The sequence below is a fragment of the Brevundimonas balnearis genome (assembly GCF_042434805.1).
Lineage (GTDB): Bacteria > Pseudomonadota > Alphaproteobacteria > Caulobacterales > Caulobacteraceae > Brevundimonas > Brevundimonas balnearis.
Genome location: NZ_JBHLSW010000003.1, coordinates 649,750 through 675,288, shown reverse-complemented (window position 1 = coordinate 675,288; position 25,539 = coordinate 649,750). Strand labels below are relative to the sequence as shown.

The following is a 25,539-nucleotide window of genomic DNA, read 5'->3' as shown; positions in this document are numbered from 1 at the left end:
GCGCCCAGGTCCGGCAATACTCAGACAAATTCCGCGCCGGTGGCAAGGGTCGACGTCGTCAGCGACGCGTGAGGCCGTTGACGAGGAATCGCCGGATCCGGTCGAAGCCGGGCACGTCGAGCTCCCCCAGCACGCTGCGTGCATGGGACGGGATGTGCGCGTGCCGGTCCGGATCTGCGTCGAAGACATAGTGGTCGAACGCCGCGCGCCAGGCCTCGCGGCGCTCGGGCGGCAGGCTGCCGACCGCGGCCAGCGCATGGACCAGACTGTCGAACGGAGAGAGGGCGCCGGGTCGGACCTCGTCCCACCAATAGTTCACCAGCACGTTCAACCGGCCCTCGGACCGCACATGGTGCCACCACATCGGCGGGATATAGATGGCGTCGCCGGGCTGAAGCGTCGCGCTCAGCGCCGCCGCGCGGGCCTTTGCGAAACGGGGAAAGCGGGTCTCGTCCACGCCCTGGTCGAACTGCACCAGGCTGACCGGCTGGCCGGCCGGATTGAAGTCCAGCGGACCGACGTAGAGGTTCGCCACCTGTTCGGGTGGGAACAGGGTGAAGGTCCGGCGCCCGACCGCCACGCAGGCCACGTTGTCCGACATGTCGTAATGGGTCTGGATGGTCACCGCGCCGCCGATCCAGAGACGGGGCGCGGCGTCGTGGGGAAGTCCCGGGGCGGGGTGGCTCGCCGCGAAGCCGGGCGCGACCTGGTCGGCGGGCGCCGAACCCATGTAGATCATCGCCGGTTCGTCGTCCGGCTCCCGCGCCAACCGGTCCAGCACCTGACCAACGCTCGCGGCCTCCCGTCGGAAGTTAAGGCCGGTGAGGTCCGCGTTGTAGAAGGGCCGCCCGCCGATCGCCGCCGGGGCGGTCATGACGGGAGCCGGCCGCCCGCTGTCCATCGCGCGAAGCTCGGCCGAGGGGTCCGTGGACCGGACCAGGGGCCAGTCGCGGACCAGTCCCCTCAGCACCACCGGCCGGGCGGAACGTCGCGATGGCTCCAGATCGGCCGGCCCGGCGTTCGCGACCTCGGGCAAGGGGCGGCCGAAGGTCATGCGGCGCAGGTCTTGCGGATGAAGTCGGCATGACCCGGCATCTGGTCGGCGCAGGTGCGCATCACGCGGCGGATCTCGTGGAGGCGCCGGGTCGTCTCCTCGCGGCTCAGCAGGTCGGCGACGGGGTCGTAGCGCTTCGGCTTCAGGCCCTGTCCGATCATGACGGCGAACCAGCTGGTGTCGTTGAACAGCTCGTCGTCCTCGCGGAAGATCCGGCCCGTGGTCTCGAAGAGCCGGTACTTCTCCTTCAGGGTGTCGGGCACGTCCATGTCGCGGCAGCGCCGCCAGAAGGCCGTGTCGTCCCGTTCACTGACGTTGTAGTGCAGGATGATGAAGTCGCGGACCTGCTCCATCTCGCGGGCGGTCATCCGGTTGAAGCGGTCGCGGTCCGCGGCGGGGAACTCCCTGTCCGGGAACATCTGCAGCAGCTTGGCGATGCCGCTCTGGATCAGGTGGATGCTGGTGGACTCCAGCGGTTCGATGAAGCCGGCGGACAGGCCGATGGCGACGACGTTCTTGACCCAGGCCTGCTTGCGGCGGCCGGTGACGAACCGCAGGAAGCGAGGGTCGGCGAGCGGAGCCCCGTCGAGGTTGGCGAGCAGGGTCGCGGCCGCCTCGTCGTCCGAGATGTGGTCGCTGGAATAGACGTAGCCGTTGCCGATCCGATGCTGCAGCGGGATGCGCCACTGCCAGCCGGCGTCGCGCGCCGTGGAGCGGGTGTAGGGGGTCAGCGGCTCGACGCTCTCGCAGGGGACGGCGACCGCGCGATCGCAGGGCAGCCACCGCGTCCAGTCCTCGTATCCCGCCTTCAGCGTCTGCTCGATCAGCAGGCCCCGGAAGCCGGAGCAGTCGATGAACAGCTCGCCGTCGATCCGCTCGCCGCTTTCCAGCACCACCGCGTCGATGAACCCGTCCGCCGGGCGCCGGGAGACCTCGACGATCTTGCCCTCCCGGCGCACCACGCCGTCCGCCTCGGCGCGGCCGCGCAGGAAGCGGGCGTAAAGGCCGGCGTCGAAATGGAAGGCGTAGGCGATGTTCGACAGCGGCGAGCGCCCGGCGTCGATCGAGCGCATGAACCGGTTCTCGGCGGCCGCCATCGACTGCAGCGAATAGTCCGTCACCGGGTGCGGGTCGCCGCCCTGGGCCAGCCGCAGCCAGTAGGCGTGGAAGGAGACGCCCTCCATGTCGACGCCGAAGGGTCCGAAGGGGTGGAAGTACCTGTGGCCCTTGCGGCCCCAGTCGACGAACTGGATGCCCAGCTTGAAGCTGCCCTTGGTGCGGCGGACGAACTCGTTCTCGTCGAGGTCGAGCAGGCGGTTGAAGATGCCGATCTGGGGGATGGTCGCCTCGCCGACGCCGACGATGCCGATCTCGTCGGACTCCACGAGCACGATCTCGGCGTAGTCGCGGCCCAGCACCTTGCCGAGGGCGGCGGCGGTCATCCAGCCGGCGGTCCCGCCGCCGACGATGACGATCTTGCGGATGCGGGCGTCCATCAGGCGGCCTCCGGCGCGGCGCAGAAGCGGGCGATGACGTCGGACTGGCTTGGCATGGCGTCCACTGTCCGGCGGATTCCGCCGCGAACCTCCTCCAGGGCGGCGCGCAGATCGGGCTCGGGCAGGGCGTCGGCGAGCGGGTCGTGGCCCTGCGGCGTCACGCCCTGGCCGAGGAGGACGGCCAGCCAGCTCGACTCGGCGAACAGCTCGTCCTCGTGCCGGAAGAAGCGGCCGCGATGCCGGAACAGGTCCATGCGGCGCTGGAGCGCCTCTGGGACCTCCATCGCGCGGCAGGCGTCCCACAGCGGTTCGCCGACGCGGCCGTTCGCCTTGTAGTGCAGGATGATGAAGTCGCGGATCTGCTCGGTCTGCATGTCGGTCAGCCGGTTGTACTCGTCGATTTCGCGGGGCTCGAACCCGCGCTCGGGAAAGAGCGCCAGCAGCTTGGTGATCCCCGCCTGGATCATGTGGATGCTGGTGGACTCCAGCGGCTCGAGGAAGCCGGAGGCGAGACCGAGGGAGACGCAGTTCTTCACCCAGGCCCGGCGTCGGCGGCCGGCCGTGAACCGGAGGGGGCGGGGGTCGCCGAGCGCGGCGCCGTCGAGGCCGGCCAGCAGGGTCGCGGCCGCCTCGTCGTCCGAGAGGTGATGGCTGCAATAGACATAGCCGTTGCCGATGCGGTGCTGGAGCGGGATGCGCCAGCGCCAGCCCCCGCGCTCGGCGGTCGCGCGCGTGTAGGGCGTCAGGGGGCCCTGTCCGTGGGCGCAGGGGACGGCGACGGCCCGGTCGCACGGCAGCCAGCGGCTCCAGTCCTCGAAGCCGGCCTGCAGCGTCTGTTCGATGAGCAGGCCGCGAAATCCGGTGCAGTCGACGAAGAGGTCGCCCGAGACGCGCGCGCCGTCCTCCAGGCGCACGGCGTCGATGAACCCCGTCTCAGCGTCCTGAACCACCTCGACGATACGGCCCTCGCGCCGGACGACGCCACGCCCCTCCGCATAGGCGCGCAGGTAGCGGGCGTAGAGCGCCGCGTCGAAGTGGTAGGCCCAGGTCATGCGGGTGAAGGGCAGGCGCGGATCGCCGGGGCCGAACCGATCGGCCAGCGCCGCCGTCTCGCAGATGTTGTAGGCGCCGAAGACATCGGCGTGCCCCAGGTCGCGCATCCGCCGCCACGCCTGGTGGAACTTCACCCCCTGGATATCGGCGCCGAACGCGCCGAAGGGATGCATGTAGCGGTCGGCCGGAGCGCCCCATCCGACGAACTGGATCCCCAGCTTGAACGTCCCCTGGGTGTTGCGGATGAAGTCCTGCTCGTCGATGCCGAGCATGGCGTTGAAGGTGCGGATCGGCGGGATGGTGGCCTCGCCGACGCCGACCGTGCCGATCGCGTCCGACTCGACGACCGTGACGCGGGTCGTGCCCCCGAGGGCCCGGGCGAGGGCGGCCGCCGCCATCCAGCCGGCCGTGCCGCCGCCCACGACGACCACGTCACCCACCCGATTCCCGCCCATTCGTCCTCCCAGACGCCGTCGGCGCGGCGCTTCAGGCCTTGAGCCTGCCTGTTTCAGCTTCACGAATCCACGGGCTTGCGAAGGCCCGTTACGTGCGTTACCGTCATAACTCAGACATTTCCACGCTATGCAATGATAGCGCTAACAAGGAAATGCTGCAGGGATAGGGAGGGGAGTAAATGAGCGTCAACAAGCCCGAGGTCCGTCTGTCGGCGGCCCAGCGCGCGCTGCTTCGCGGCGGGGTTTCTCTGGTCGCCGTCGCCGCCGTGATGGCCGCGACGCCGGTCCTGGCCCAGGAGGCCGATCCGGAGGCCACCGAGGTCGAGGAGATCGTCGTCACCGGCATCCGGGCCAGTCTGCAGAACGCCCAGGCGATCAAGCAGGACTCTGAGGTCTTCGTTGACTCGATCACCGCCGAGGACATCGGCGCGCTGCCGGACCGCTCGGTCACCGAGGCGCTCCAGCGGGTGCCCGGCGTGGCCATCGACCGTTTCGCCGCCGGCGTGGACCCGGACCACTTCTCGGTCGAGGGCTCGGGCGTCGTGGTGCGCGGCCTGACCTTCGTTCGCTCCGAGCTGAACGGACGCGACACCTTCACCGCCAACAACGGCCGCGCGCTGAGCTTCGCCGACGTGCCGCCCGAGCTGATGGGCGGCGTGGACGTCTTCAAGAGCCCGTCGGCCGACATGATCGAGGGCGGCATCGCCGGCACCGTCAACCTGCGCACCCGCGTGCCGTTCGACGCGCCGGGCCGGGTCATCGCCGCGTCGGCCGAGGCCAGCTACGGCGACTTCGCCGAAGAGGTGACGCCGACCTTCTCCGCCCTGATCAGCGACCGCTGGGAGAACGGGGCGGGTGAGTTCGGCATCATGCTGAACGCCGTCTACTCGCAGCTGATCTCGCGCGGCGACGGGCAGCAGATCTCGAACTACGGGCCGCGCACCCTGTACTCCAACGGGGACGTCGTCGCGACGCCCGGCGCGACAGCCGTGGGCGATGTGTGGTTCCCGCGCGGCGCGGCCTTCCGCTCGCAGGAGTTCGATCGCGAGCGTCGCGGCTACGCCGGCGCCTTCCAGTGGCGCAGCCATGACCGCCGCTGGCAGGCCACGGCCCAGTTCCTGCGCTCGGACTCGAGCCAGGCGTGGACCGAACACGCCATGGAGATCGCCACGGACAACGTCACGAGCAACGGCGACTCCCAGGCCCAGGTCGGCACCACGCTCGACTTCGGCCCCGACGGACTGTTCACCTCCGGCATCATCACCGGCACCACCGGTTGGCGCGCCGACCAGAACCAGGTCGACCCGCGCACGCCCATCAACGGCCTGCAGAGCAACAACATCCGTCGCGACGTGGAGCAGCAGGCGGTCACGACCGACTACGGCTTCAATCTGAGATGGACGCCGACCGACCGCCTCGGGCTGAGCTTCGACTACCAGCACGTGGACTCCACCGTCGACGTTCTCGACGCCGGCCTGTGGAACTCGACCTACCAGAACGCCAGCATCGAGATCCGCGGCAGCGACATCCCCGTTGTGACCTTCCTGCCGCCGTTCCTGGATGGGACGCCCTGCGTCGGCGCGCCGTCGGCGACCTGCCCGGGCTACTATCGCAACGGGAACGACAACTTCTCTTCGCCCTACAACACCTTCTCCCGCGCGGCGATGGACCACAAGGAGATGAGCGAAGGCACGCTGGACGCTTTCCGCATCGACGGGGAGTACAGCTTCGACGACAGCTGGGTCCGCTCGCTGCGCTTCGGGGTTCGCCACGCCATCCGGGACCAGACGACGCGATTCACCTCGTACAACTGGGGCGTGCTGACCGAGCAATGGGGCGACAACGGTCCCGTCTGGCTGAGCGACAACGTCGACGGAATCCCGAACGCCGGCGGGGCGCCGGGCGGTCCTGGCTTCCTGGCCGCGGACTTCCACGAGACCTATGCGTTCGACAACTTCATGCGCGGCCAGGTTCCCGTTCCGACGGGCGCTCAGCCTCGCCTGTTCTTCAACCAGAACATCATCGACAACTACGACGTCTACAGCGCCTACGGCCTGGCCGTGGGTGACGAGTGGCGGGCGCGGTTGAATGCGGCCGGGTGCCAGCAGAACTGGGTGCCTCTGGCGCTCCGCTGCAACGCTGACGCCGACGGCTTCCTGCCGCAGGAGATCAACCCGGTCGAGGAAGAGACGAGCGCCGCCTACTTCATGGTCCGCTACGGCCATGAGTTCGCCAATGGCTGGAACCTGAGCGGCAACCTCGGCTTGCGCTACACCAAGACGGACCGCGCGGCGGAAGGCTTCCAGGCGTTCAACCTCGGCAGCTTCCCGACCGAGGCGACCTGCGCCGAGCCGGTGCCGCCGGGCCAGGAGCCCTCGCCGTTCTGCGGCCTGGCGCCGGAGGTGCGCGCCCAGGCCCGGGCCTATGCCGACGGGGCGATCACGCCCTTCACGGCCGAGACGGACTTCGACTACTGGCTGCCCAGCTTCAACGCGAAGCTGGAGGTGGGCAACGGGCTGCAGTTCCGCCTGGGCTTGTCGCGCACGATCACGCCGCCGGACATCGGTCTGACCCGCGCCTACTACAACATCAGTCTGTCGACGCTCGCGCAGGACATCATCGACGGGCGGCCGACCGGTCGCTTCACCGTCGGAAATCCGTATCTGCGCCCGATCAGCGCCGACAATCTGGATCTGTCCGCCGAGTGGTACTTCGACGATGTCGGCCAGCTGACGCTCTCGCTCTTCTACAAGGAGCTGAACGACGTCATCACCAACGGCACCGAGCGGCTGGCCTTCACCAATAACGGCGCGACCTTCGACGCCGTGGTGACCACGCCGGTCAACTCCGAGGACCAGGGCACCATCCGCGGCTTTGAGATCGCGTACCAGCAGACCTATGACTTCCTGCCGGCGCCGTTCGACGGATTGGGCCTGAGCGCCAACTACACCTTCATCGACTCCGAAGGCGTGGCGCAGAGCACCCTGTCCTCGACCGACCCGGACGTGGCCGCCGGCCGCGTGGCGAACATCGACACGAGCCTGCTGCCGCTGCAGAACCTGTCGGAGCACACGGTCAACGTCGCGACCTTCTATGAGAAGGGGCCGTGGTCGGCGCGCCTGGCCTACGCTTGGCGGTCGGAGTTCCTGATCACGCCGCGGGACGTCATCGTTCCCTACGCGCCGATCATGAACGAGGACACCGGTCAGCTGGACGGGTCGTTCTTCTACACGCTGAACGAGAACTGGAAGATCGGCGTGCAGGCGGTGAACCTCACCAACGAGATCACGCGCACCAGCCAGATCCTGAACAACGATCTGCTGCGCGCGCCGCGATCCTGGTTCATGAACGACCGCCGCTTCACCCTGGTGATGCGCGCCACCTTCTAAACCTCCCTGAGACGGGGCGCGTCGCATGTCGGCGCGCCCCCTTTTTTTGGGTTCGGAGCTTCATGATCACGCGCCGACAGTCCCTGATGATGGCGGGAGCCGGCCTGGTCGCCGGCTGCGCCACCATGCCGCCTCGTCCGGAAGGGCCGAGCCTCAACGCCCTGGCCGCCCGGTCAGGCCGCAGGTTCGGCAGCGCCGTCGGGGCCGGGCGTCCGGGGACACTGACCGCGTCCTTCGACAACCGCGCCTACCGTCGCCTGCTGGAGTGGGAGTGCGGGGTCCTGGTCCATGAGAACGAGCTGAAGTGGTACGCCCTTCGTCCCGACGCCTCGACCTTCACCTATGAACCCGCCGATCGCATCGCGTCGTTCGCGGCCGAACGCGGCATGGGCCTGAGGGGCCACACCCTGATCTGGCACCACCCGCAGTGGTTCCCGGCCTGGACTTCAAGCCATGATTATGGGGCGCGGCCAGCGGCGGAGGTCGAGCGGCTGGTGGTCGAGCACATCGACGCGATCGTCGATCGCTACGGCATGATCGACTCCTGGGACGTCATCAACGAAGCCGTCGACGCCGACACTGGCGAGCTGCGCGTCACCCCGTTCTCGGAGCGGATGGGCGGACCCGAGGCGGTGATGGACCTGGCCTTCCGTCGCACCCGCGAGCGCGCGCCGATGGCCCAGCTGGTCTACAACGACTACATGAGCTGGGAGGCGGGACACGAGGCCCACCAGAACGGCGTGCTGCGCCTGCTGGAAGGCTTCAGGGCGCGGGGCGTGCCGGTCGACGCCCTGGGCGTGCAGAGCCACATCGGCTCGGGCAACTCGGACAACTCGGTCGGCTTCGACACCGCGCGGGAGACGAACTGGCGCCGCTTCCTCGATGAGGTGGTGGGCATGGGCTACGACCTCGTGATCACCGAGTTCGACGTGCACGACAAGAACCTGCCCGCCGACTTCGCCCAGCGCGACGCCGCCGTGGCGGAGCTGGGCCGGCGATACCTGGATCTGATGCTCAGCTATCCGCAGATGGGCGACATCCTGTGCTGGGGCCTGTCCGACAGCCACACCTGGCTGCAGGGGCGCTGGTATCGGGAGGACGGCCTGCCCAAGCGGCCCACCCCGTATGACGCCCAGTATCGCGCCAAGCCGCTGCGTCAGGCGATCGCCGACGCCCTGATCGCCGCGCCGCCCCGACGGTCCGCCTGAGGTCGCGGCCGATCCCAGCCCTTTCGAGGTCCCCATGACGCGCCTCTTCGCCACTGTCTCCGCCGTCGCCGTCGCGGCTTGCATGGTCACGGCGCCGGACCGGGGGGAGGCGCAGGTGATCGATGTCCCGGCGGCGGCGCGGGCCGACCCCTCGATCTGGCCGCGGGCGGCGTCGCCCGCCGCGATCACCGACGCGGAGGCGCAGGCCTTCGTGTCCGACCTGATGTCGCGCATGACGCTGGAGGAGAAGGTCGGCCAGCTGATCCAGGCCGACATCTCCGCCATCGCGCCCGAGGATCTGCTGACCTATCCGCTAGGCTCGATCCTGGCGGGTGGGAGCTCGGGGCCGTTCGGCGACGACAAGGCGTCGGCGCAGCGCTGGCTCGATCTGGCGCTCGCCTTTCGCGAGGCCAACGCCCGGCGGGGCGGGACCTTTGTGCCGCTGATCTATGGCGTCGACGCCGTGCACGGGCACAACAACGTGCCGGGCGCGACGATCTTTCCGCACAACATCGGACTGGGCGCCGCGCGCGACCCGGACCTCATCCATCGCGTCGGCGTGGCCACCGCGCTCGAGGCGGCGGTCACCGGCGTGGACTGGACATTCGGCCCCACCCTGGCCGTGCCGCGCGACGACCGATGGGGCCGCACCTACGAGGGCTATTCCGAAGACCCGGAAATCCAGCGCGCCTATGCGGGGCCCATGACCCTGGGCCTGCAGGGTGAACTCCATCCCGGGCGGCCCCTCGCGCCGGGCCGCATCGCAGGGTCGGCCAAGCATTTCCTCGCCGACGGCGGCACCACCGACGGCGTCGATCAGGGCGACTTCGCCGGGACCGAGCGGGAACTGATCGACGTCCATCTGGGCGGCTACGTCCAGGCGATCGACGCCGGCGTGCTTTCGATCATGGCCAGCTTCTCCAGCTGGAACGGCGTCAAGCATTCGGGCAACCCCACTATCCTGACGGACGTGCTGCGCGGCCCGCTGGGGTTTCAGGGCTTCGTGGTCTCCGACTGGAACGCCCACGGTCAGCTGCCGGGCTGCACCAATGAAAGCTGCGCCCTGGCGGTGAACGCGGGCATCGACATGCTGATGGCGCCCGACAGCTGGCGCGCGCTCTATCAGAACACCCTGGCTCAGGCGCGGTCCGGGGAGATCCCGGCGGCTCGCATCGACGAGGCCGTACGCCGCATCCTGACCGCCAAGGTCAAGGCCGGCCTGTTCGAGGCGGATCGCCCGCTGGAAGGCCGCTTCGAGCACCTGGCCTCTGCGGACCACCGCGCCCTCGCGCGGGAGGCCGTCCGGAAGTCGCTGGTGCTGCTGAAGAACGCGGGCGGGGTGCTGCCCATCCGGTCCGACGCCCGGGTGCTGGTGACGGGCGACGCCGCCGACGACATCGGCCAGGCGGCCGGCGGCTGGACGCTCAGCTGGCAAGGCACCGGCAACACCAACGCCGACTTCCCGCAGGGTCAGTCGATCTGGGCCGGCCTGCGCGAGGCGATCGAGGCCGGCGGCGGGCAGGCGACGCTGAGCCCGGACGGAACGTTCGACCAGGCCCCGGACGTCGCCGTCGTGGTGTTCGGCGAGACGCCCTACGCCGAATTTCAGGGGGACCTGGAGACCCTGGACTTCGCCCCGACCGGACCGCTGGAGACCCTGCGGCGGCTGAGGGCGGCAGGGGTGCCGACGGTGGCGGTGTTCCTGTCCGGACGGCCGATGTGGACGAACCCCGAGATCAACGCGTCGGACGCCTTCGTCGCCGCCTGGCTCCCGGGGACCGAGGGCGGGGGCATCGCGGACGTGCTGGTCGGCGACGCCACGGGCGCGCCCCGCCACGACTTCACCGGCCGGCTGTCCTTCAGCTGGCCCAAGGACGCGACCGGCGCGCCGCTGAATGTCGGTCAGCCGGGTTACGATCCCCAATTCGCCTACGGCTATGGCCTGAGCTACGCCGGGCCGGGCGAGGTCGGGGTCCTGTCGGAAGAGAGCGGCGTGTCCGGCGAGGGCGCCAACCTGGACCGCTACTTCGTCGAAGGGCGTTTCCCGGCGCCCTGGGGCCTGAGCCTTCAGGACGGCGGCGGCGAGCTTCGTCTCGGCGACGCGCGCGAGGGCAGGAGCGCCCGGGGCGGGATCGCGGTGCGACCCGCCGACGGGCAGACCCAGGAGTCGGCCCGCACGTTCGTCTTCAGCGGCGACGGCGGCCAGGCCTTCATCGGGGGGCCGGCGGTGGACCTGACCCGCCAGTCGAACGGCGAGCTGACCCTGGCCTTCCGCTATCGGGTGGACCAGGCGCCGGACGGCCGCGTGGCCCTGGTCCTCGGCGCGGGGCGGGTGGATCTGACCGACCTCCTCAACGCAGCGCCCCCCGGCGAGTGGCGCGGTCTCAACGTCCGCCTGTCGTGTCTGGCGCAGGCGGGGGCGGACGTCGCCGCCGTCGACCGGCCCTGGGGCCTGATCTCGACCGGCGCGGCGACGATCTCGGTCGAGACGATCCGGCTCCAGCCGAATGACGGTCAGGCGGTTTGTCCGCCCGCCGCGCGATGAGCCCGCGGGCGCGCGTCGTCGCGGCCCTGTGCGCGGTCGCCGCGACGCTGACGGCGACGGGCGCTTCCGCCCAGGCGCCGACGCTGTCGGACCTGTTCAGCGACCATGCCGTCCTCCAGCGCGACCGGCCCATCCCGGTCTGGGGGCAGGGCAGGCCGGGGGACCGGCTGACCGTGTCGCTGGGTGAGGCGCGTGTCGCCGTGACGGTCAACGAGGACGGCCGCTGGCGCGCACGCCTCCCGGCGCGAGGGGCGGGCGGGCCGCTCACACTGACGGTGTCGGACGGCGACGGCGGCGAAGACGTCGCGCGAGACGTGATGGTCGGCGACGTCTGGCTGTGTTCGGGGCAGTCGAACATGGAGCTGCCGGTCAACCGTGCGCTGAACGCGCCCGCCGTCATCGGCGCCTCGTCGGACGACGGCCTGCGCCTGCTGACCGTGGCCAAGGACTACGACGCCGACGTCCAGGCGGACTTCCGCAATCCCGTGGCCTGGGCGCCGGCGGGGCCGGACAGCGTGGCGGAATTCTCGGCGGCCTGCTTCTTCTTCGCCCAGGAGCTGCGGCGCGATCACGACGTGCCCATGGGCCTGATCAACGCCAGCTGGGGCGGGTCGCGCATCGAGGCCTGGATGAGCCGCGACGCCTTGGTCCGGCAGGGAGCGGGCGAGGGCGTGGCCGCGCTCGACCGGCTCTCCGACGACCCGATGGCCGCCCAGCGGCTGTGGGGCGAACAATGGCAGGCGTGGTGGGCCGGCCGGTCCGGGGACGCGCCGTGGTCGCCCGAGGACGGCGGCGAGTGGCGGCCGGTTCCGGCGATGACGCCGTGGGAAGGCTGGGGCGTGCCGGAGCTGGCGGCCTACAACGGCATGGTCTGGTACCGGGTCGATGTGGAGCTGACCGAGGCGCAGGCGCGGGCGGCGAACCGGCTTTCGCTGGGCGCCATCGACGAGGCGGACCAGACCTGGGTGAACGGGGTCGCCGTGGGGGCGTCGGGATCGGGCGAGCGGGTCTATGATCTGCCCGAAGGACTGCTGCGCGCCGGCCGAAACACGGTCGTGGTCAATGTGCTGGACACCTGGCAGGCGGGCGGCCTGTATGGCCCGGCGGACCGGCGGGCGCTGCTGACCGCCGGCGGCGAGGCCATCCCGCTGGACCCGGGCGGCTGGCGCTGGCGGCGCGCGACGGTCGGGGAGACGCCGCCCCGCGCGCCCTGGTCGTCGACCTCGGGGCTGACCACCATCGGCAACGCCATGATCGCGCCGCTGCATGACTACGGCTTGAGGGGCGCCCTCTGGTACCAGGGGGAGTCGAATACGGGCGAGGCGGAGCGCTATCGCGACCTCCTGACCGGCCTGATGGCCGACTGGCGCGACCAGTTCGACGCGCCGGAGCTGCCGTTCCTCGTGGTGCAGCTGGCCAACTTCGGCGCTCCGAACCATGAGCCGCGGCCCTCGGGGTGGGCGGAGCTGCGCGAGAGCCAGCGGCTGGCGGTGGATGCGGACCCTCACGCCGCGCTGGCGGTGGCGATCGACCTCGGCGACCGCTGGGACATCCATCCGGCCCAGAAGGAGGAGCTGGGCCGACGCCTCGCCCGCGCCGCGCGGCATGCGGTGTACGGAGAGGACATCCCGCCGTCGGGTCCGGCGCCGGCCGGCGTCACGCGCCAGGGCCCGAACCTGCGCGTGGCCTTCGGCGATGTGACCGGCGAATTGCGCAGCCACGGGGGCGCGCAGGTGATCGGCTTCGAGCTTTGCGCCGCCGACGCCTGTCGCTACGTCGCGGCCGTCGCCCGGGGATCGGTCGTCGAGCTGACGGTTCCGGACGGATTCCGGCCGGACGAGATCCGGTTCTGCTGGGCCGACAATCCGACGTGCAACCTGTTCGACGACGCCGGGCTCCCGGCGGGACCCTTCCGCCTGAGATTGAGCTGAACGCTTGCCCGTTCAGGTCAGGCGGCTAAACCGGTCGGCCTCATCGGGAGGTCGGCTTGGCGGGAACGGATCATGACGTCGTCATTCTGGGCGGCGGCCACAACGGGCTGGTCTGCGCCTTCTATCTGGCGCGCGCCGGGCTGAAGGTCGTCGTGCTGGAGCGCCGCCATGTCGTCGGCGGCGCGGCGGTGACGGAGGCGTTCCACCCCGGCTTCCGCAACTCCACGGCCAGCTACACAGTCAGTCTGCTGAACCCGACGGTGATCGCCGAGATGGAGCTGGCGCGCCATGGCCTGCGGGTCGTCGAGCGGCGCATGTCGAACTTCCTGCCGCTGTCGCAGACCGAGCGGTTTTTCGCCGGGCCGGGGCTGACCCAAGCGGAGGTGGCGCGGTTCTCGGTGCGGGACGCCGAGCGTCTGCCCGAATACGAGCGACGTCTCGAGACGGTGGCGGGCGTTTTGCGCGCGCTGATCCTGACCGTGCCGCCGAACGTCGTCGAGGGCGGGTGGCGCGAGGCCCTGTCGGAGCTGCTCAAGTCGGCCGGACTGGCGCGCCGCATCGGCGGCCTGTCGACCGAGGCGCGGCGGGACCTGCTGGACCTGTTCACCAAATCGGCCGGCGACTGGCTGGACGGCTGGTTCGAGAGCGATCCGGTCAAGGCCCTGTTCGGCTTCGACAGCGTGGTCGGCAACTACGCCAGCCCCTACACGCCGGGCTCGGCCTATGTGCTGCTGCATCACGTCTTCGGCGAGGTGAACGGCAAGCGCGGCGCCTGGGGCCATGCGATCGGGGGCATGGGAGCCATCACCCAGGCCATGGCCAGCGCGTGCGCAGCGGTCGGGGTCGAGCTCCGCACCGACAGCCCCGTGGCCCAGGTGCTGACGCAAGGGGGCAGGGCCGTCGGCGCCGTCACGGAAGCGGGCGAGACCTTCCGGGCGCGCGCGGTGGCGTCGAACCTGCACCCGCGCCTGCTGTTCGACCGGCTGGTCGATCCGGCGGTCACGCCGCCGGACTTCCGCGAGCGGATCGGCCGCTACGTCTCCGGATCGGGCACGTTCCGCATGAATGTCGCTCTTTCGGACCTGCCCCGGTTCTCTTGCGAGCCTGGGCCTGGCGATCACCTGACCGCCGGGATCATCGTTGCGCCGAGCCTGGACTACATGGACCGCGCCCACGCCGAGGCGCGCCTGAACGGATGGTCGTCCCGACCGGTCGTGGAGATGCTGATCCCCTCGACGCTGGACGACAGCCTGGCCCCGCCGGGCGCGCATGTGGCCAGCCTGTTCTGCCAGCATGTGGCGCCGACCCTGCCGGGCGGGCGAAGCTGGGACGAGGCGCGAGAGACGGTCGCGGACCTCATGATCGAGACGGTCGATCGGCTTGCGCCCGGATTCAAGGCCTCGGTCGTCGGCCGAGTGAGCCTGTCGCCGCTGGATCTGGAGCGACGCTTCGGCCTGGTGGGCGGCGACATCTTCCACGGGCGCCTGACGCTGGACCAGCTGTTCAGCGCACGGCCGGTGCTGGGTCACGCGGATCACCGCATGCCCGTGCCGGGGCTCTATCTCTGCGGGTCGGGGGCGCATCCCGGCGGCGGCGTGACCGGAGCGCCGGGGCGCAACGCCGCAGGGGTCATCCTGAAGGACCTGAAGCGTCAGACCTCGGCCACGCCCATGGCGCGGAACAGCGCCTGACGCAGGCCGGCCTCGGTGAAGGGTTTCTGCACCGTGGGGCGATCGCGCCAGCGGTCGGGCAGACCGCCCTCGCCATAGCCGGTCGAGAAGACGACCGGCACGCCCCTGGCCTCCAGCGCCTCGGCGACCGGGAACACCTGGCGGCCCGCCAGGTTCACATCCAGCAGGGCGGCGTCCAGATCATCGCCGCCGTCGAGATGGCCCAGCGCCTCGTCGATCGTCGACATCGGCCCGATGGTCTCACATCCCAGATCCTCGAGGATCGTTTCGATCAGCATGGCGACAAGCGACTCGTCCTCGACGATCAGCACCTTGCGCCCGTTCAGCCCCGCACTCATTCCGTCTGCTCCAGCGCGAAGGGGATCACGATCTCCGCCACAAGTCCTTCCGGCTGGTAGCTGAACGACAGCTCGCCCGCCAGATCGTGTTTCACGTTGCGTTCCATGAGGCGCGCGCCGAAGCCGCGACGGGTCGGCGCCCGCGCCGGCGGCCCGCCGCGCTCCTGCCAGGTGATGCGCAGCTTGCGGTCGGCCTGGTCCTGGAAGGCCCAGTCCACGAACACCCGTCCCGCCGGGCTGGACAGGGCGCCGTACTTGGCGGCGTTGGTCGCCAGTTCATGGAAGATCATCCCGAGCGACAGGGCCGTCGGCGGCGGCAGATCGACGACGGGCCCGTTCAGCAGGATGCGGGTCGCCCCATGGGCCTCGGTCTCGTGGAGCAGGACGTCGCGAAGGGACGCCCCCTCCCAGTGGCTCCGGGTCAGAAGGTCGTGGGTGTGCGACAGAGCCAGCAGGCGGGCCTGGAAGGTCTCGGCGAAGCTGCGCGGGTCGTCATGGGATCGCGCGGTCTGGACCGCGATCGATTGCACGGTGGCGAGGGTGTTCTTCACGCGGTGGTTCAGCTCGTCGATCATCAGCCGCTGGCGCTGGGCGGCCAGGACGGCGTCCGTGACCTCATGGCCCTGCACCAGAATGCCGATGACCGCGCCCGCGTCGTCGCGGATCGGCTGGTAGACGAAGTCCACATACAGACGCTCCATCGCGCCGTCGTGGCCACGCCTCAGCGAGACCTCGGTGCTACGCCCCTCGTAGCGTTCGCCCGTGCGGAACACGTGGTTCAGCAGATCGAGGACCCCCTGCTCGACGACCTCCGGCAGGGCGTCGCGCAGAGGCAGGCCGATGAGCGCGCGCCCACGGCCGACGAGCCGAGCGTAGGCTTCGTTGGCCAACTCGAAGACGTGGTCGCCGCCGCGCAGCACCGCCATGAACCCGGGCGTCTGGTCGAACAGCTCCATCAGGCGGTCGCGTTCCGTCTCCAGGCGTCGGTTGTCGGCCTGAACGTGCTCGGCGCGCCGCAGCACTTCGCCGCCGATGGAGTCGAGAACCGCGTCAGCGTTGCGCTCGCCCTCCGCCACCCGGCGCCTGAGCAACACGAGCTCTGTCACGTCGTTGGCGTGCTGGAGAATGTAGGCCAGCGACCCGTCGGCGGCGTGGATCGGCGTGTGGGTCGCGCTCCAGAACTTCTCCTGCATCCGCTCCACGCCGTCCTGGCCCTTCACCGGTATGGCGTAGCGGATGAGGGCGAGGTGATCCGGCTGACCGGTCGACGCGACCTTCTCGAAACTGGTCCGCAGCTGTCGCTGGTTATCCTGACCCTCGGGGGTCGGGTCCGACGTGAAGACGTCGAAGATCGGGCGGCCCACCAGCTGTTCCCGCGTCGCGCCGACCGCGTCGAGGTAAGCCTTGTTCATGCCGGCGTAGCGCAGGTCGGGCGTCAGCAACATGTAGGGGTTCGGCGAGGCGTCGAAGACGAGCGCAAGCTCCGCGTCCAGCGCGCCGGATTTCGCCAGTTCCCGCAATCCACCCCTCCCTCGAACTTTCGAAAACGCCCAAGCGGAGCCTTGGTTCATGCTAGCCACGAAAATTCAGCACGCTAGGGTGGAGACATGTTGATCCAGGGACTTCTCGCCGCCGCGCTCATGATCGCCATCCCGCAAGCCGCCGACTCGCCGCCTCGGGTCGAGGTCCGTCAGGGTACGCTTGAGGGCAAGCGGGGGCACGACGTAGCCGCCTTCATGAACATCCCCTACGCGGCCCCGCCGGTCGGAGCCCTGCGGTGGCGGCCGCCGCAGCCGGCGGTCGCCTGGTCGGGCGTCCGCGACGCCTCCGAGCGGGGCCCGATCTGCATCCAGCCGCCCGCCAACGGCGACAACGGCGTCGGCCCCCTGCCCATGAGCGAGGACTGCCTGCAGCTGAACGTCTTCGCGCCGGTCGAGCGGGAGACCCCGCTGCCGGTGATGTTCTGGATCCACGGCGGCGGTTATGTGAACGGGTCGGCGACCGCGGACCTATATGACGGTTCGGCGCTGGCGCGGCGCGGCGTCGTGGTGGTCACGGTGAACTATCGCCTCGGCCGGCTGGGCTTCTTCGATCACCCCGCCCTGGCGGCCGAGCGGCCGGAGGGCGAGCCCGCCGGCAACTATGGCGTCATGGACATCATCGCGGCCCTGGAGTGGGTCCGCGACAACATCGGGGCCTTCGGCGGCGATCCTGGCCAGGTCATGATCTTCGGCGAGTCCGCCGGGGCGCAGGCGGTTCTGCAGCTGATGGTGTCGCCGCCCGCGCGCGGCCTGTTCCACCGCGCCGCGGTCCAGAGCGGCCTGCCGAGGCTGCCGGCCTCGAGGCTCGACGCGCCCGGCGAGGAGGGCGCGCCGGCCGTTCGGGACGCGGCCGTGGCGTGGACGCGGGCGGCCGGGCTGGACGCGCGGGACGCTTCGGACCTGCGCGCGATCCCGGCCGAGACCTTCCTTCGGCCGGCGCCGAGTCTGAGGCTCGGAGCGCTGAACATCGTCGACGGCGACATCGTGCCGGAACCGATCATGGACGCCTTCGAGGCCGGGCGGCAGGCCAGGGTCCCGCTGATCGTCGGGGCCAACTCGGCCGAGTTCTTCTGGGTGACGGCCGACAATCCGACCGACGGCGCCCTGGACGACGGCTTCAGCGAGGCCGAACGCGCCGAGCTGATCACGGCCTACGGCGGGGCGCAGGCCTATCGCGCGCAGGTGATCTCGGACCTGCTGTTCGTCGAGCCGGCGCGGCAGGTCGCGCGTCTGCACGCCCGGTCGGGCGCGCCGACGTGGCTCTACCGATTCGACATCGTCTCGGCGGCCGCGCCGCAGGAGCCGGGCGGGGCGGGCCACGCCTGGGACCGGCAGTATGTGTTCGACACCCTGAACGCCTCGCCCTGGCCGACTGACGACATGGACCGTCGGGCCGCCGACCTGATCAGCGGCTATTGGGCGAGCTTCGCCCGGATCGGCGATCCGAACGGTCAGGGCCGCCCGGAGTGGCCGCGCGTTCGCGACGACCTGACCACCATGCAGTTCAGCAACGATCATCCCCACGTCGTCACCGATCCGCGTGGAGAGCGATTGGAGATCATCGCGAGAATTCTGGACGGCGACTGAACTGTCGCCGAAGCGTCAAGCGTGACGGCTAGACAGGCGACGATCGGGGGCTTCCATGCGTACGATTCTGATGACGACGGCCGCGATGCTGGCGGCGGGCGCGGCCTGGGCCCAGGAGCCGACGGCGATCGACGGGCGCGTCGTGGACGCCGGTCCCTCGGCCGGCGTGACGGCGCGGGCGGGAGAAGCGCTCGTCCCGGTCAGGGCCAGGATCGACGAGGACGCCAACGCCCTGGTCGTCGACGTCGCGGGGCGGGCCGGGACGCGGCCGCTGGACTTCGCCGGCGAGAACGTCTGCCTGATCGCGGGCGCGCGCGACGGCCTGCCCTACGCCTTCGTGGTCGGGGACGGCGGGGAGATCCAGCAGTTCCTGATCGGCCGGGACGGCTCCATCGCCCCGGTGCGCCGGCTGAACGTGCCGACCACCGCCACCCAGTGCGCGGCCGACAGCGCGACCGGCGACCTGTATGTGGCGGAGGAGGCCGTCGGCGTCTGGCGGTTCAATGCGGACGCGGAGGCCGATCCCTCGCCGCAGATCGTGGATGCGCCCCGGCTGGGCCGCCTGACGGGCGAGACCAAGGGTGTTGCGCTCCACGGACCCTGGCTGATCGTGGCCGATTCCGAGACGGGCGGGCTGAACCTCTACGACCGCCGCGCCGACCACGCCTTCGTCGGCCGCGTGGCGGTCGTCGGGGACGGGGCCCCGGTCGCCGAAACCGGCTGGCTGTACGCCGAGGGCGAGCGCCTGCGGGTTCAGGACGACGCCGCCGACCGCTGGATCGAGGTCGAGGTCGCCGCGATCGCCGCCGCGCTCGGCGTCGAGGCGGGGGCGCCTGCGCCCACGGCGGCGCCGGAGCCGGACTTTGCCGTCGTGGTGGCGACGGTCGAAACCCCGCCGATGCCCAGCTTCGGTGACGCCGCGGACGACCCGGCCATCTGGGCCAACCCGACCGACCCGGCGGCCAGCCTGGTGATCGGCACGGACAAGAAGGGCGGCTTGGGCCTCTACGACATGGCCGGGCGCGAGCTGCAGTATCTGCCGGTCGGCAACGTCAACAATGTGGATTTGCGCGCGGGATTCCGCCTGGGCGGCGAGGAGATCGTGCTGGTCGCGGCCAGCAACCGGACGGACCAGACGATCGGCCTCTACCGGCTGGATGTCGAGGCGCGGCGCCTGGTCGACGTCGCCGACGGGCCCCAGGCGACCGGGCAGGGCGATCCCTACGGCCTGTGCCTGTACCGCTCGCCTCGCGACGGCGCGACCTATGTGTTCATCAATGATTCCAACGGCGAGATGCGCCAGTGGCGGCTGACCGAGCAAGGCGGTCGGGTCCGGGCGGACGTGGTTCGCGACTTCGCCTTCGCCACCCAGGCCGAGGGCTGCGTGGCCGACGACGTGCACGGGGTGATCTACGTCGGCGAGGAGGACGTGGGGCTGTGGCGTCTGTCGGCCGAGCCCGACGGCGGCGGCGAGATGACCGCCGTGGCCCGCGTCGCCGACAACCCCGCGCTGAAGGACGACATCGAGGGCGTGGCCATCTACGACCTCGGAGACGGCGACGGCTATCTGGTCGCCTCCAGCCAGGGTAACGACAGCTATGCGGTGTTCGAGCGCCGCGCGCCGAACCGTTATCTCGGCTCGTTCGCCGTCGTGGCGAACGCGGCGGCCGGGATCGACGGCGCGTCCGAGACCGACGGGCTGGACGTCTCCAGCGCCGACCTCGGACCGGGGTTCGAGGCGGGCGCGATCGTGGTCCAGGACGGGCGGAACGTGCTTCCCAGCCAGAACCAGAACTTCAAGTACGTGCCCTGGTCAGCGGTCGCCGCGGCGCTCGGCCTGCGCACCCGTTGAGGGTTCCGGCGCCGCGCCGCCGGCGCTGACGTGATGCTCCGGCCGGGTGTCGAACTCGGCCCGGGCGAAAACCTCCTCCTGCCCGTCGATGAGCAGCTCCTCGGCTGCGGCGCGATCCACGTCGGCCTGAGCCTCCTCGGCCACGATCCGCAACGCCTCGGCTTCGTCCTCGGCCGACACCAGACGACGTCGCAGCGGCGTCGCGTCCGGGTGGTCGCCCAGGCGCGTCTCGATCAGCCAGTTCGCAGGCATGGCGCAGCCTCCTGACACGGGTCAGGACAAGGCGTTCAGGGGCAGGAAGGTTCCGGGAGGAAGATGGTGGATGCGACAGGGATTGAACCTGTGACCCCCTCGGTGTGAACGAGGTGCTCTCCCGCTGAGCTACGCATCCATCTCGGTCGGGGAGCGCGGACATAGCCCGCGTCGCCCGGCGGGGCAAGCCCCGTGATCAGCCGTTCAGCACGCGCTTGAGCTGGGGGTGGAGATCGGGGTTGGACGCCAGGATCGAGGCGCCCGAGCGGGGGTGGCCCTGGTCGTCGATGGTGGTCACCACGCCGCCGGCCTCGGTGACGAACAGAAGGCCCGCCGCCACGTCCCAGGGCTTGAGGTTCCGCTCGAAGTAGGCGTCGTAGCGGCCGGCCGCGACCCAGGCGAAGTCCAGCGCCGCCGAGCCCAGGCGTCGGATGCCGGCGACCCGCTGGCCCACCGCGTGGATGTCCTTGATGGCCTGGGCGTGGCCGGTCTTGCCGATGAAGGGCAGGCCGGTGGCCACGAGGCTTTCGGACAGGTCCTTCCGGCCCGCGACCCGGATGCGGCTGTCGTTGAGGTAGCAGCCCTTGCCCTTCTCGGCCCAGAACATCTCGTTCAGGATCGGATTGTAGGTCACTCCGGCGACGATCTCGGCCGAGCCGTCCGGATGGGTCCGCTCCAGCGCCACGGTGATGGCGAAGTGCGGCATGGCGTGCATGAAGTTCGTCGTGCCGTCGATCGGATCGACGATCCAGGTGTGGGTCTTGTCCGTGCCCTCGACCAGGCCCCGCTCCTCGCCCAGGAAGCCGTAGCCCGGCCGGGCCTTGGTCAGCAGCTCGAACAGGGTCTGCTCGGCCTTGATGTCGGCCGCGGTGACGAAGTCGCCGGGGCCCTTGCGCGACACCTGCAGCTGCGACACCTCGCCGAAGTCGCGCATGATCGGCCGAGCGGTCTTGCGAACCGCGTCGATGATCACCTGGAGCAGGGAGGAGGCGAGGGCCATGGTGGATCTCCTGATCCGCAGGTCCTGAAAAGGCGCTCTGGCCCGGAGATGCGGAGAAGTTCGAGTGAAGAGCGCCAGTGAGCAAGGGGTGAGCGAGAGGGAGCCGGGCTCACCTCTCGCTCACTAGCACCCCTTGCTCACCCGAAGTTAGTCAGCGCGGCGCACGTACTCGCCGGTGGCGGTGTCGACGACGATCTTCTCGCCCGCGCTCATATAGGGCGGGATCATGATGCGGATGCCGTTCGACGCCGTGGCGGGCTTGTAGGACGAAGAGGCGGTCTGGCCCTTCACCGTCGGCTCGGTCTCGGCGATCTCCAACACCACCTGGTCGGGCAGCGACAGGCCGATCGGGCGGCCCTCGTGGCTCTCGATCACCACCTTCATGCCGTCCTGCAGGTAGGGAATGCGGTCCTCGCCGACCCAGTCCTTCTGCAGCTCGATCTGTTCGTAGGAGGCGTCGTCCATGAAGACCAGGCTGTCGCCGTTGTCGAACAGGAAGGAATAGTCCTTCTGCTCCAGCGTCACGCGCTCGACCTTGTCGTCCGAGCGGAAGCGCTCGTTCAGCTTGGAGCCGGTCTCGAGGTTCTTGGCCTCGACCTGGGCGAAGGCGCCGCCCTTGCCGGGCTTGACGTGGTTGGTCTTGGTGACGACCCAAAGGCCGCCCTCGTGCTGCAGGACCATGCCGGGCTTGATGGTGTTGCCGTTGATCTTCATCGGATGCTCGGATTAGCGGGCGCCGGGGCCGGAAAGGCCGCGCCAAATCGGGCCCCGCCTCTAGACGAGCGGGGCGACGAGGGCAAGGCGAGCGGGCTTCAGCGTGGATCCACCGACTGTCCGATGCTCTCGGCGAGCGCCTGATCGGGGCCGGACAGGGTCGCGACCATGACGTGGATTTCGCGCGGGGTCATGCCGTCCCGCTCGAAGAGGTGCTCGAGCGCCCGCCGGGCGGTCCCCTCGGTGACGACCACCGTGGAGCGGCCATTCAGGGTGCGGATCTCGCCGCCGTAGACGGGAAACTGAGACGCGGGGCCGGCGTAGAGGCGCACCAGCGTGGTCTCGCCCCGGCGCACGGCCCAGGTGTCGAAGCTGGGACCGGAAGGCGTCTCCACGATTTCGGTTCCGGCGGGCAGGGCCAGGGTGAAGGGAAGGCGCGCGCGGGCCGCCGCGTCCAACGGTATGGGGCCCGGCGCGGCGGGCTCCGCCGCGGGCGCCTCGGCTTCGGGCGCGAGGCGGCCGTTCCCCGGCGGGAGGTTCGGCGGCCGGCCCACCAGCCTGATTTCGTCCGGCGGGCTCGTCGGAGCCGTCGTCGAGGAGGTCGGCGCGGGCGGCGTCTCGGCCGCCGTCGCGGCCGGCGTCGCGGCGGGCCGCTGAACCGGCGGGGCGACGAACGGCGGGCCGCTGTTCAGGTCGCGGGTCAGTTCTTCGGCGGTACGGCTCGAGCCGGCGGGCGGCGTCTGGGCGGCGGCGACGGCCGGAAGGCCGGCCATGAGGACGGCGGCGAACAGGATGCGGGTCATGGACCGACCATCGCCCCTCAGCCCATGAACGGCAAGGCCCGCAGGGTGTAGGCGACCACGGCCGTCACGGCGGCCGCGGCCAGGGACAGCCCTGCGAACCAGGCGAGCCGTCGCCACAGCGGGCCCGGCTGAACGCCCGGTTCGGCGGGCGGGCGAGGTTCAATGATATCCCGAATCCTCATCGATCTTGCCTCTGAAGACCCAATAGACCCAGGCGGTGTAGGCCAGGATCATGGGCACGATGAACGCCGCCCCAGCCAGCATAAGCCCCAGCGCGTTGTCGGGCGCGGCGGCGACACGGAAATCGACGGCGTAGGGCACGACGTAGGGGGCGAAGCCCACGGCCAGTCCGAGGTAGCCGGACAGGAAGACGACGAGCGCCCCGATAAAGGGCCGGCTGTGCGAGCCCCTGCGGACGCCGTCCAGGATCAGGAACAGACCCGCCGTGCCGATCAGCGGAATGATCAGCAGCGGCGTCAGCACGCTCCAGTCGACGCCGGCGCTCGCCCCCAGGTTCAGCCCCCAGCGATCGGCGACGCGGGGGTGCGCGAACAGGGTGGCGACGCTGACGGCGCCCAGCAGGACCGCCGTGGCGAAGGCGGACCAGCCGGTCCAGCGCCGGGCGTCGCCGTGCAGGTTGTCCTTGGTCTTGAGCATCAGCCAGGCGGCGCCCAGCAGCGCGTAGCCGGCGAGCAGGCCGGCGGCGACGAGCATCGTGTACGGCGTCAGCCAGTCGTACGGGCCGCCGGCGAAGCGGTCGTCGCGAACGGTCACCCCCTGGATGAAGCCGCCGAGGATCAGCCCCTGGGCGAAGGTGGTCAGGATTGATCCGCCCGAGAACATCTGTGTCCAGAAGGCGCGACCGCGCTGACGCGCCCGGAACCTGAACTCGAACGCCACACCCCTGAGGATCAGGCCGCCGAGCATCAACAGCACCGGGAGATAGAGCGCCGGCATCAGGATGGAATAGGCCAGCGGGAAGGCGGCCAGAAGCCCGCCGCCGCCCAGCACCAGCCAGGTCTCATTGCCGTCCCACACCGGCGCGACGGTGTTCATCATCACGTCCCGTTCCTCCTTCGATCGCGCGAAGGGGAAGAGGATGCCGATGCCCAGGTCGAAGCCGTCGAGGATCACGTACATCAGCACCGCGAAGGCGATGATCCCGGCCCAGATCAGCGGGAGGTCCAGGCTCATGACGGATCTCCTGGCGTGTCCTCTGGAGCGTGGGACAAGGCCCAGCCGGGCGGGCGGTCCTGGCGCGGCGCGGGTTCGGTGGCGGCGGCGACCGGACCCTCGTGCATCAGCCTGAGGATGAACAGGGCGCCGGCCGTGAAGACGATGGCGTAGACCACGATGTAAGTCAGGAGCGACGTCGCCACCTGGCTGGCCAACACCGCGGACACCGCGTCGGACGTGCGCAGAACGCCGTAGACGACCCAAGGCTGGCGTCCGACCTCGGTCACCATCCAGCCGGCCAGCACGGCGATGAAGCCCGCCGGTCCCATGGCTACGGCGAAGCGCATGAACCATGGGCTCTCGAACAGGCGTCGCCGCCAGACCAGCCAGGCGCCCCACAGCCCCAGGCCGATCATCAGCAGGCCCAGGCCCACCATGATCCTGAAGCCGAAGAAGGGGATGACCGGCGGCGGCTGATCCTCCGGCGCGAACTGGTCCAGGCCGGTGATCGGCTCGTCGCGCGGCACGCCCTGGATCATGTTGCCCACGCCGGGGATGGAGACCTCGAACCGATTGCCCTGGATCGAGCGGTCGGGGATGGCGAACAGGTGTAGCGGCTGGTCCGGACGGGTCTCCCAGTAGCCCTCGATGGCGGCGAGCTTGGACGGCTGATGCTCGTGCGCCACCTCGCCGGACCAGTGGCCGGCCCAGAGCTGCAGCGGGGCGGCGACGGCGATCAGGCCGACCGCCATGGTCAGGGCAACTCGACTTTCGGGCAGGCCCGGCCGGGCGGGGTCCTTGCGGCCCTTCAGCAGATGCCAGGCCGACACCGCGCCGACCACCAGCGCCGTGGTCAGATAGGCCGCCAGCATCATGTGCACGAAACGCGACGGGAAGCTGGGGTTGAAGATCACCTGCCAGTAGTCGGTGGCGGCGAAGCGGCCGTCGGGGAGGATCTCGTAACCGACCGGCGTCTGCATCCAGCTGTTGGCGGCCAGGATCCAGAAGGCGGAGATGGCGGTGCCGACGGCGACCAGCACCGTGGCGACGAAATGCAGCCGATTGCCGACCTTGCTCCAGCCGAACAGCATGACGCCGAGGAACGAGGCCTCCAGGAAGAAGGCGGTCAGCACCTCATAGGCCATGAGGGGGCCGATGACGCCGCCGGTCAGCCGGATGAACTCCGACCAGTTGGTGCCGAACTGGTAGCTGAGCACCACGCCCGAGACGACGCCCATGCCGAAGCTGAGCGCGAAGATCTTCACCCAGAAAAGGTAGAGGGTCTTGAAGACGTCCTTCTTGGTTCGGAGCCACAGACCCTCCAGCACGGCGAGATAGCTCGCCAGCCCGATGGTGAAGGCGGGGAACAGGATGTGGAACGCCACGGTGAAGGCGAACTGCATCCGCGACAGCAGGAGGGCGTCGAAGTCCATCGCTCGGCCTCAAAAAATCAT

The 25,539-nt window shown here is 70.2% G+C and carries 19 protein-coding genes and 1 tRNA gene; 7 read left to right on the top strand and 13 right to left on the bottom strand.

Annotated elements, in window-relative coordinates:
• Nucleotides 1-58: 58 nt before the first annotated feature.
• Genes ACFFGE_RS04465 through ACFFGE_RS04455 form a run of 3 tightly spaced genes read right to left on the bottom strand, consistent with a single transcriptional unit; the run spans nt 59 to nt 4,058 of the window.
• Nucleotides 59-1,054, bottom strand: a complete 996-nt coding sequence (locus ACFFGE_RS04465; protein WP_376834691.1) for a cupin-like domain-containing protein — start codon at nt 1,052-1,054, stop codon at nt 59-61.
• Nucleotides 1,051-2,550, bottom strand: a complete 1,500-nt coding sequence (locus ACFFGE_RS04460; protein ID WP_376834688.1) for a tryptophan halogenase family protein — start codon at nt 2,548-2,550, stop codon at nt 1,051-1,053. The genes ACFFGE_RS04465 and ACFFGE_RS04460 overlap by 4 nt, the downstream gene beginning before the upstream one ends.
• Nucleotides 2,550-4,058, bottom strand: a complete 1,509-nt coding sequence (locus tag ACFFGE_RS04455; protein ID WP_376834686.1) for a tryptophan halogenase family protein — start codon at nt 4,056-4,058, stop codon at nt 2,550-2,552. Before ACFFGE_RS04455 ends, ACFFGE_RS04460 begins: the two co-directional genes overlap by 1 nt.
• Nucleotides 4,059-4,237: 179 nt before the next feature.
• On the opposite strand from ACFFGE_RS04455, the gene ACFFGE_RS04450 reads away from it, so the two are divergent.
• The 5 genes from ACFFGE_RS04450 (at nt 4,238) to ACFFGE_RS04430 (ending at nt 14,822) form a co-directional block, all read left to right on the top strand.
• Nucleotides 4,238-7,447, top strand: coding sequence for a TonB-dependent receptor (locus ACFFGE_RS04450; protein WP_376834684.1), 3,210 nt, complete (start codon nt 4,238-4,240; stop codon nt 7,445-7,447).
• A gap of 62 nt (nt 7,448-7,509) precedes the next feature.
• Nucleotides 7,510-8,655: an endo-1,4-beta-xylanase gene (locus ACFFGE_RS04445; protein ID WP_376834682.1), complete on the top strand. Its 1,146-nt coding sequence runs from the start codon at nt 7,510-7,512 to the stop codon at nt 8,653-8,655.
• Between the two features lie 34 nt (nt 8,656-8,689).
• Nucleotides 8,690-11,200 (top strand): glycoside hydrolase family 3 N-terminal domain-containing protein, encoded by a 2,511-nt coding sequence (locus tag ACFFGE_RS04440; RefSeq protein WP_376834680.1) that lies wholly within the window; start codon nt 8,690-8,692, stop codon nt 11,198-11,200.
• Nucleotides 11,179-13,131, top strand: coding sequence for a sialate O-acetylesterase (locus ACFFGE_RS04435; protein WP_376834678.1), 1,953 nt, complete (start codon nt 11,179-11,181; stop codon nt 13,129-13,131). Before ACFFGE_RS04440 ends, ACFFGE_RS04435 begins: the two co-directional genes overlap by 22 nt.
• A gap of 56 nt (nt 13,132-13,187) precedes the next feature.
• Nucleotides 13,188-14,822 (top strand): phytoene desaturase family protein, encoded by a 1,635-nt coding sequence (locus ACFFGE_RS04430; protein WP_376834676.1) that lies wholly within the window; start codon nt 13,188-13,190, stop codon nt 14,820-14,822.
• Here the strand turns inward: ACFFGE_RS04430 and ACFFGE_RS04425 are convergent.
• Together ACFFGE_RS04425 and ACFFGE_RS04420 are read right to left on the bottom strand one after the other, a co-directional pair.
• A complete protein-coding gene (locus tag ACFFGE_RS04425) occupies nt 14,783-15,160 on the bottom strand; it encodes a response regulator (RefSeq protein WP_376834674.1) in 378 nt (125 codons plus the stop codon). The two genes, ACFFGE_RS04430 and ACFFGE_RS04425, sit on opposite strands and share 40 nt — an antisense overlap.
• The gene (locus ACFFGE_RS04420; protein ID WP_376834672.1) at nt 15,157-16,680 is read right to left on the bottom strand and encodes an HWE histidine kinase domain-containing protein; all 1,524 of its coding nucleotides are present in this window, start codon (nt 16,678-16,680) and stop codon (nt 15,157-15,159) included. Before ACFFGE_RS04420 ends, ACFFGE_RS04425 begins: the two co-directional genes overlap by 4 nt.
• 87 nt (nt 16,681-16,767) lie before the next feature.
• Between ACFFGE_RS04420 and ACFFGE_RS04415 the strand changes: the two genes are divergently transcribed.
• Nucleotides 16,768-18,288: a carboxylesterase/lipase family protein gene (locus tag ACFFGE_RS04415; protein WP_376834669.1), complete on the top strand. Its 1,521-nt coding sequence runs from the start codon at nt 16,768-16,770 to the stop codon at nt 18,286-18,288.
• Between the two features lie 55 nt (nt 18,289-18,343).
• On the top strand, nt 18,344-20,140 hold the full coding sequence (locus ACFFGE_RS04410; protein ID WP_376834667.1) for a phytase: 1,797 nt from the start codon (nt 18,344-18,346) through the stop codon (nt 20,138-20,140).
• Here ACFFGE_RS04410 and ACFFGE_RS04405 read toward each other — a convergent pair.
• The 8 genes from ACFFGE_RS04405 to ACFFGE_RS04370 form a co-directional block, all read right to left on the bottom strand.
• A complete protein-coding gene (locus ACFFGE_RS04405) occupies nt 20,102-20,392 on the bottom strand; it encodes a hypothetical protein (protein WP_376834665.1) in 291 nt (96 codons plus the stop codon). The two genes, ACFFGE_RS04410 and ACFFGE_RS04405, sit on opposite strands and share 39 nt — an antisense overlap.
• Nucleotides 20,393-20,456: 64 nt before the next feature.
• Nucleotides 20,457-20,531: transfer RNA gene (locus ACFFGE_RS04400), tRNA-Val, on the bottom strand.
• Nucleotides 20,532-20,588: 57 nt separating this feature from the next.
• Nucleotides 20,589-21,392: an inositol monophosphatase family protein gene (locus tag ACFFGE_RS04395; RefSeq protein ID WP_376834663.1), complete on the bottom strand. Its 804-nt coding sequence runs from the start codon at nt 21,390-21,392 to the stop codon at nt 20,589-20,591.
• A gap of 147 nt (nt 21,393-21,539) precedes the next feature.
• On the bottom strand, nt 21,540-22,106 hold the full coding sequence (gene efp, locus ACFFGE_RS04390) for an elongation factor P (protein WP_376834661.1): 567 nt from the start codon (nt 22,104-22,106) through the stop codon (nt 21,540-21,542).
• 98 nt (nt 22,107-22,204) lie between these two features.
• A complete protein-coding gene (locus tag ACFFGE_RS04385; protein ID WP_376834659.1) occupies nt 22,205-22,909 on the bottom strand; it encodes a hypothetical protein in 705 nt (234 codons plus the stop codon).
• 17 nt (nt 22,910-22,926) lie between these two features.
• Nucleotides 22,927-23,091, bottom strand: coding sequence for a hypothetical protein (locus ACFFGE_RS04380; RefSeq protein ID WP_376834657.1), 165 nt, complete (start codon nt 23,089-23,091; stop codon nt 22,927-22,929).
• On the bottom strand, nt 23,069-24,103 hold the full coding sequence (gene cydB, locus ACFFGE_RS04375) for a cytochrome d ubiquinol oxidase subunit II (RefSeq protein ID WP_376834655.1): 1,035 nt from the start codon (nt 24,101-24,103) through the stop codon (nt 23,069-23,071). Before cydB ends, ACFFGE_RS04380 begins: the two co-directional genes overlap by 23 nt.
• Complete coding sequence (locus ACFFGE_RS04370) at nt 24,100-25,518, bottom strand: cytochrome ubiquinol oxidase subunit I (RefSeq protein ID WP_376834653.1); 1,419 nt, start codon at nt 25,516-25,518, stop codon at nt 24,100-24,102. The genes cydB and ACFFGE_RS04370 overlap by 4 nt, the downstream gene beginning before the upstream one ends.
• Nucleotides 25,519-25,539 lie beyond the last annotated feature (21 nt).

Excerpts from the sequence above, each read along its gene's own strand:
- ACFFGE_RS04465 (WP_376834691.1), bottom strand. The coding sequence starts at position 1,054 with ATGACCTTCGGCCGCCCCTTGCCCGAGGTCGCGAACGCCGGGCCGGCC.
- ACFFGE_RS04460 (WP_376834688.1), bottom strand. The coding sequence starts at position 2,550 with ATGGACGCCCGCATCCGCAAGATCGTCATCGTCGGCGGCGGGACCGCC.
- ACFFGE_RS04455 (WP_376834686.1), bottom strand. The coding sequence starts at position 4,058 with ATGGGCGGGAATCGGGTGGGTGACGTGGTCGTCGTGGGCGGCGGCACG.
- ACFFGE_RS04450 (WP_376834684.1), top strand. The coding sequence starts at position 4,238 with ATGAGCGTCAACAAGCCCGAGGTCCGTCTGTCGGCGGCCCAGCGCGCG.
- ACFFGE_RS04445 (WP_376834682.1), top strand. The coding sequence starts at position 7,510 with ATGATCACGCGCCGACAGTCCCTGATGATGGCGGGAGCCGGCCTGGTC.
- ACFFGE_RS04440 (WP_376834680.1), top strand. The coding sequence starts at position 8,690 with ATGACGCGCCTCTTCGCCACTGTCTCCGCCGTCGCCGTCGCGGCTTGC.
- ACFFGE_RS04425 (WP_376834674.1), bottom strand. The coding sequence starts at position 15,160 with ATGAGTGCGGGGCTGAACGGGCGCAAGGTGCTGATCGTCGAGGACGAG.
- ACFFGE_RS04415 (WP_376834669.1), top strand. The coding sequence starts at position 16,768 with ATGTTGATCCAGGGACTTCTCGCCGCCGCGCTCATGATCGCCATCCCG.
- ACFFGE_RS04410 (WP_376834667.1), top strand. The coding sequence starts at position 18,344 with ATGCGTACGATTCTGATGACGACGGCCGCGATGCTGGCGGCGGGCGCG.
- ACFFGE_RS04405 (WP_376834665.1), bottom strand. The coding sequence starts at position 20,392 with ATGCCTGCGAACTGGCTGATCGAGACGCGCCTGGGCGACCACCCGGAC.
- ACFFGE_RS04395 (WP_376834663.1), bottom strand. The coding sequence starts at position 21,392 with ATGGCCCTCGCCTCCTCCCTGCTCCAGGTGATCATCGACGCGGTTCGC.
- efp (WP_376834661.1), bottom strand. The coding sequence starts at position 22,106 with ATGAAGATCAACGGCAACACCATCAAGCCCGGCATGGTCCTGCAGCAC.
- ACFFGE_RS04385 (WP_376834659.1), bottom strand. The coding sequence starts at position 22,909 with ATGACCCGCATCCTGTTCGCCGCCGTCCTCATGGCCGGCCTTCCGGCC.
- ACFFGE_RS04380 (WP_376834657.1), bottom strand. The coding sequence starts at position 23,091 with ATGAGGATTCGGGATATCATTGAACCTCGCCCGCCCGCCGAACCGGGC.
- cydB (WP_376834655.1), bottom strand. The coding sequence starts at position 24,103 with ATGAGCCTGGACCTCCCGCTGATCTGGGCCGGGATCATCGCCTTCGCG.
- ACFFGE_RS04370 (WP_376834653.1), bottom strand. The coding sequence starts at position 25,518 with ATGGACTTCGACGCCCTCCTGCTGTCGCGGATGCAGTTCGCCTTCACC.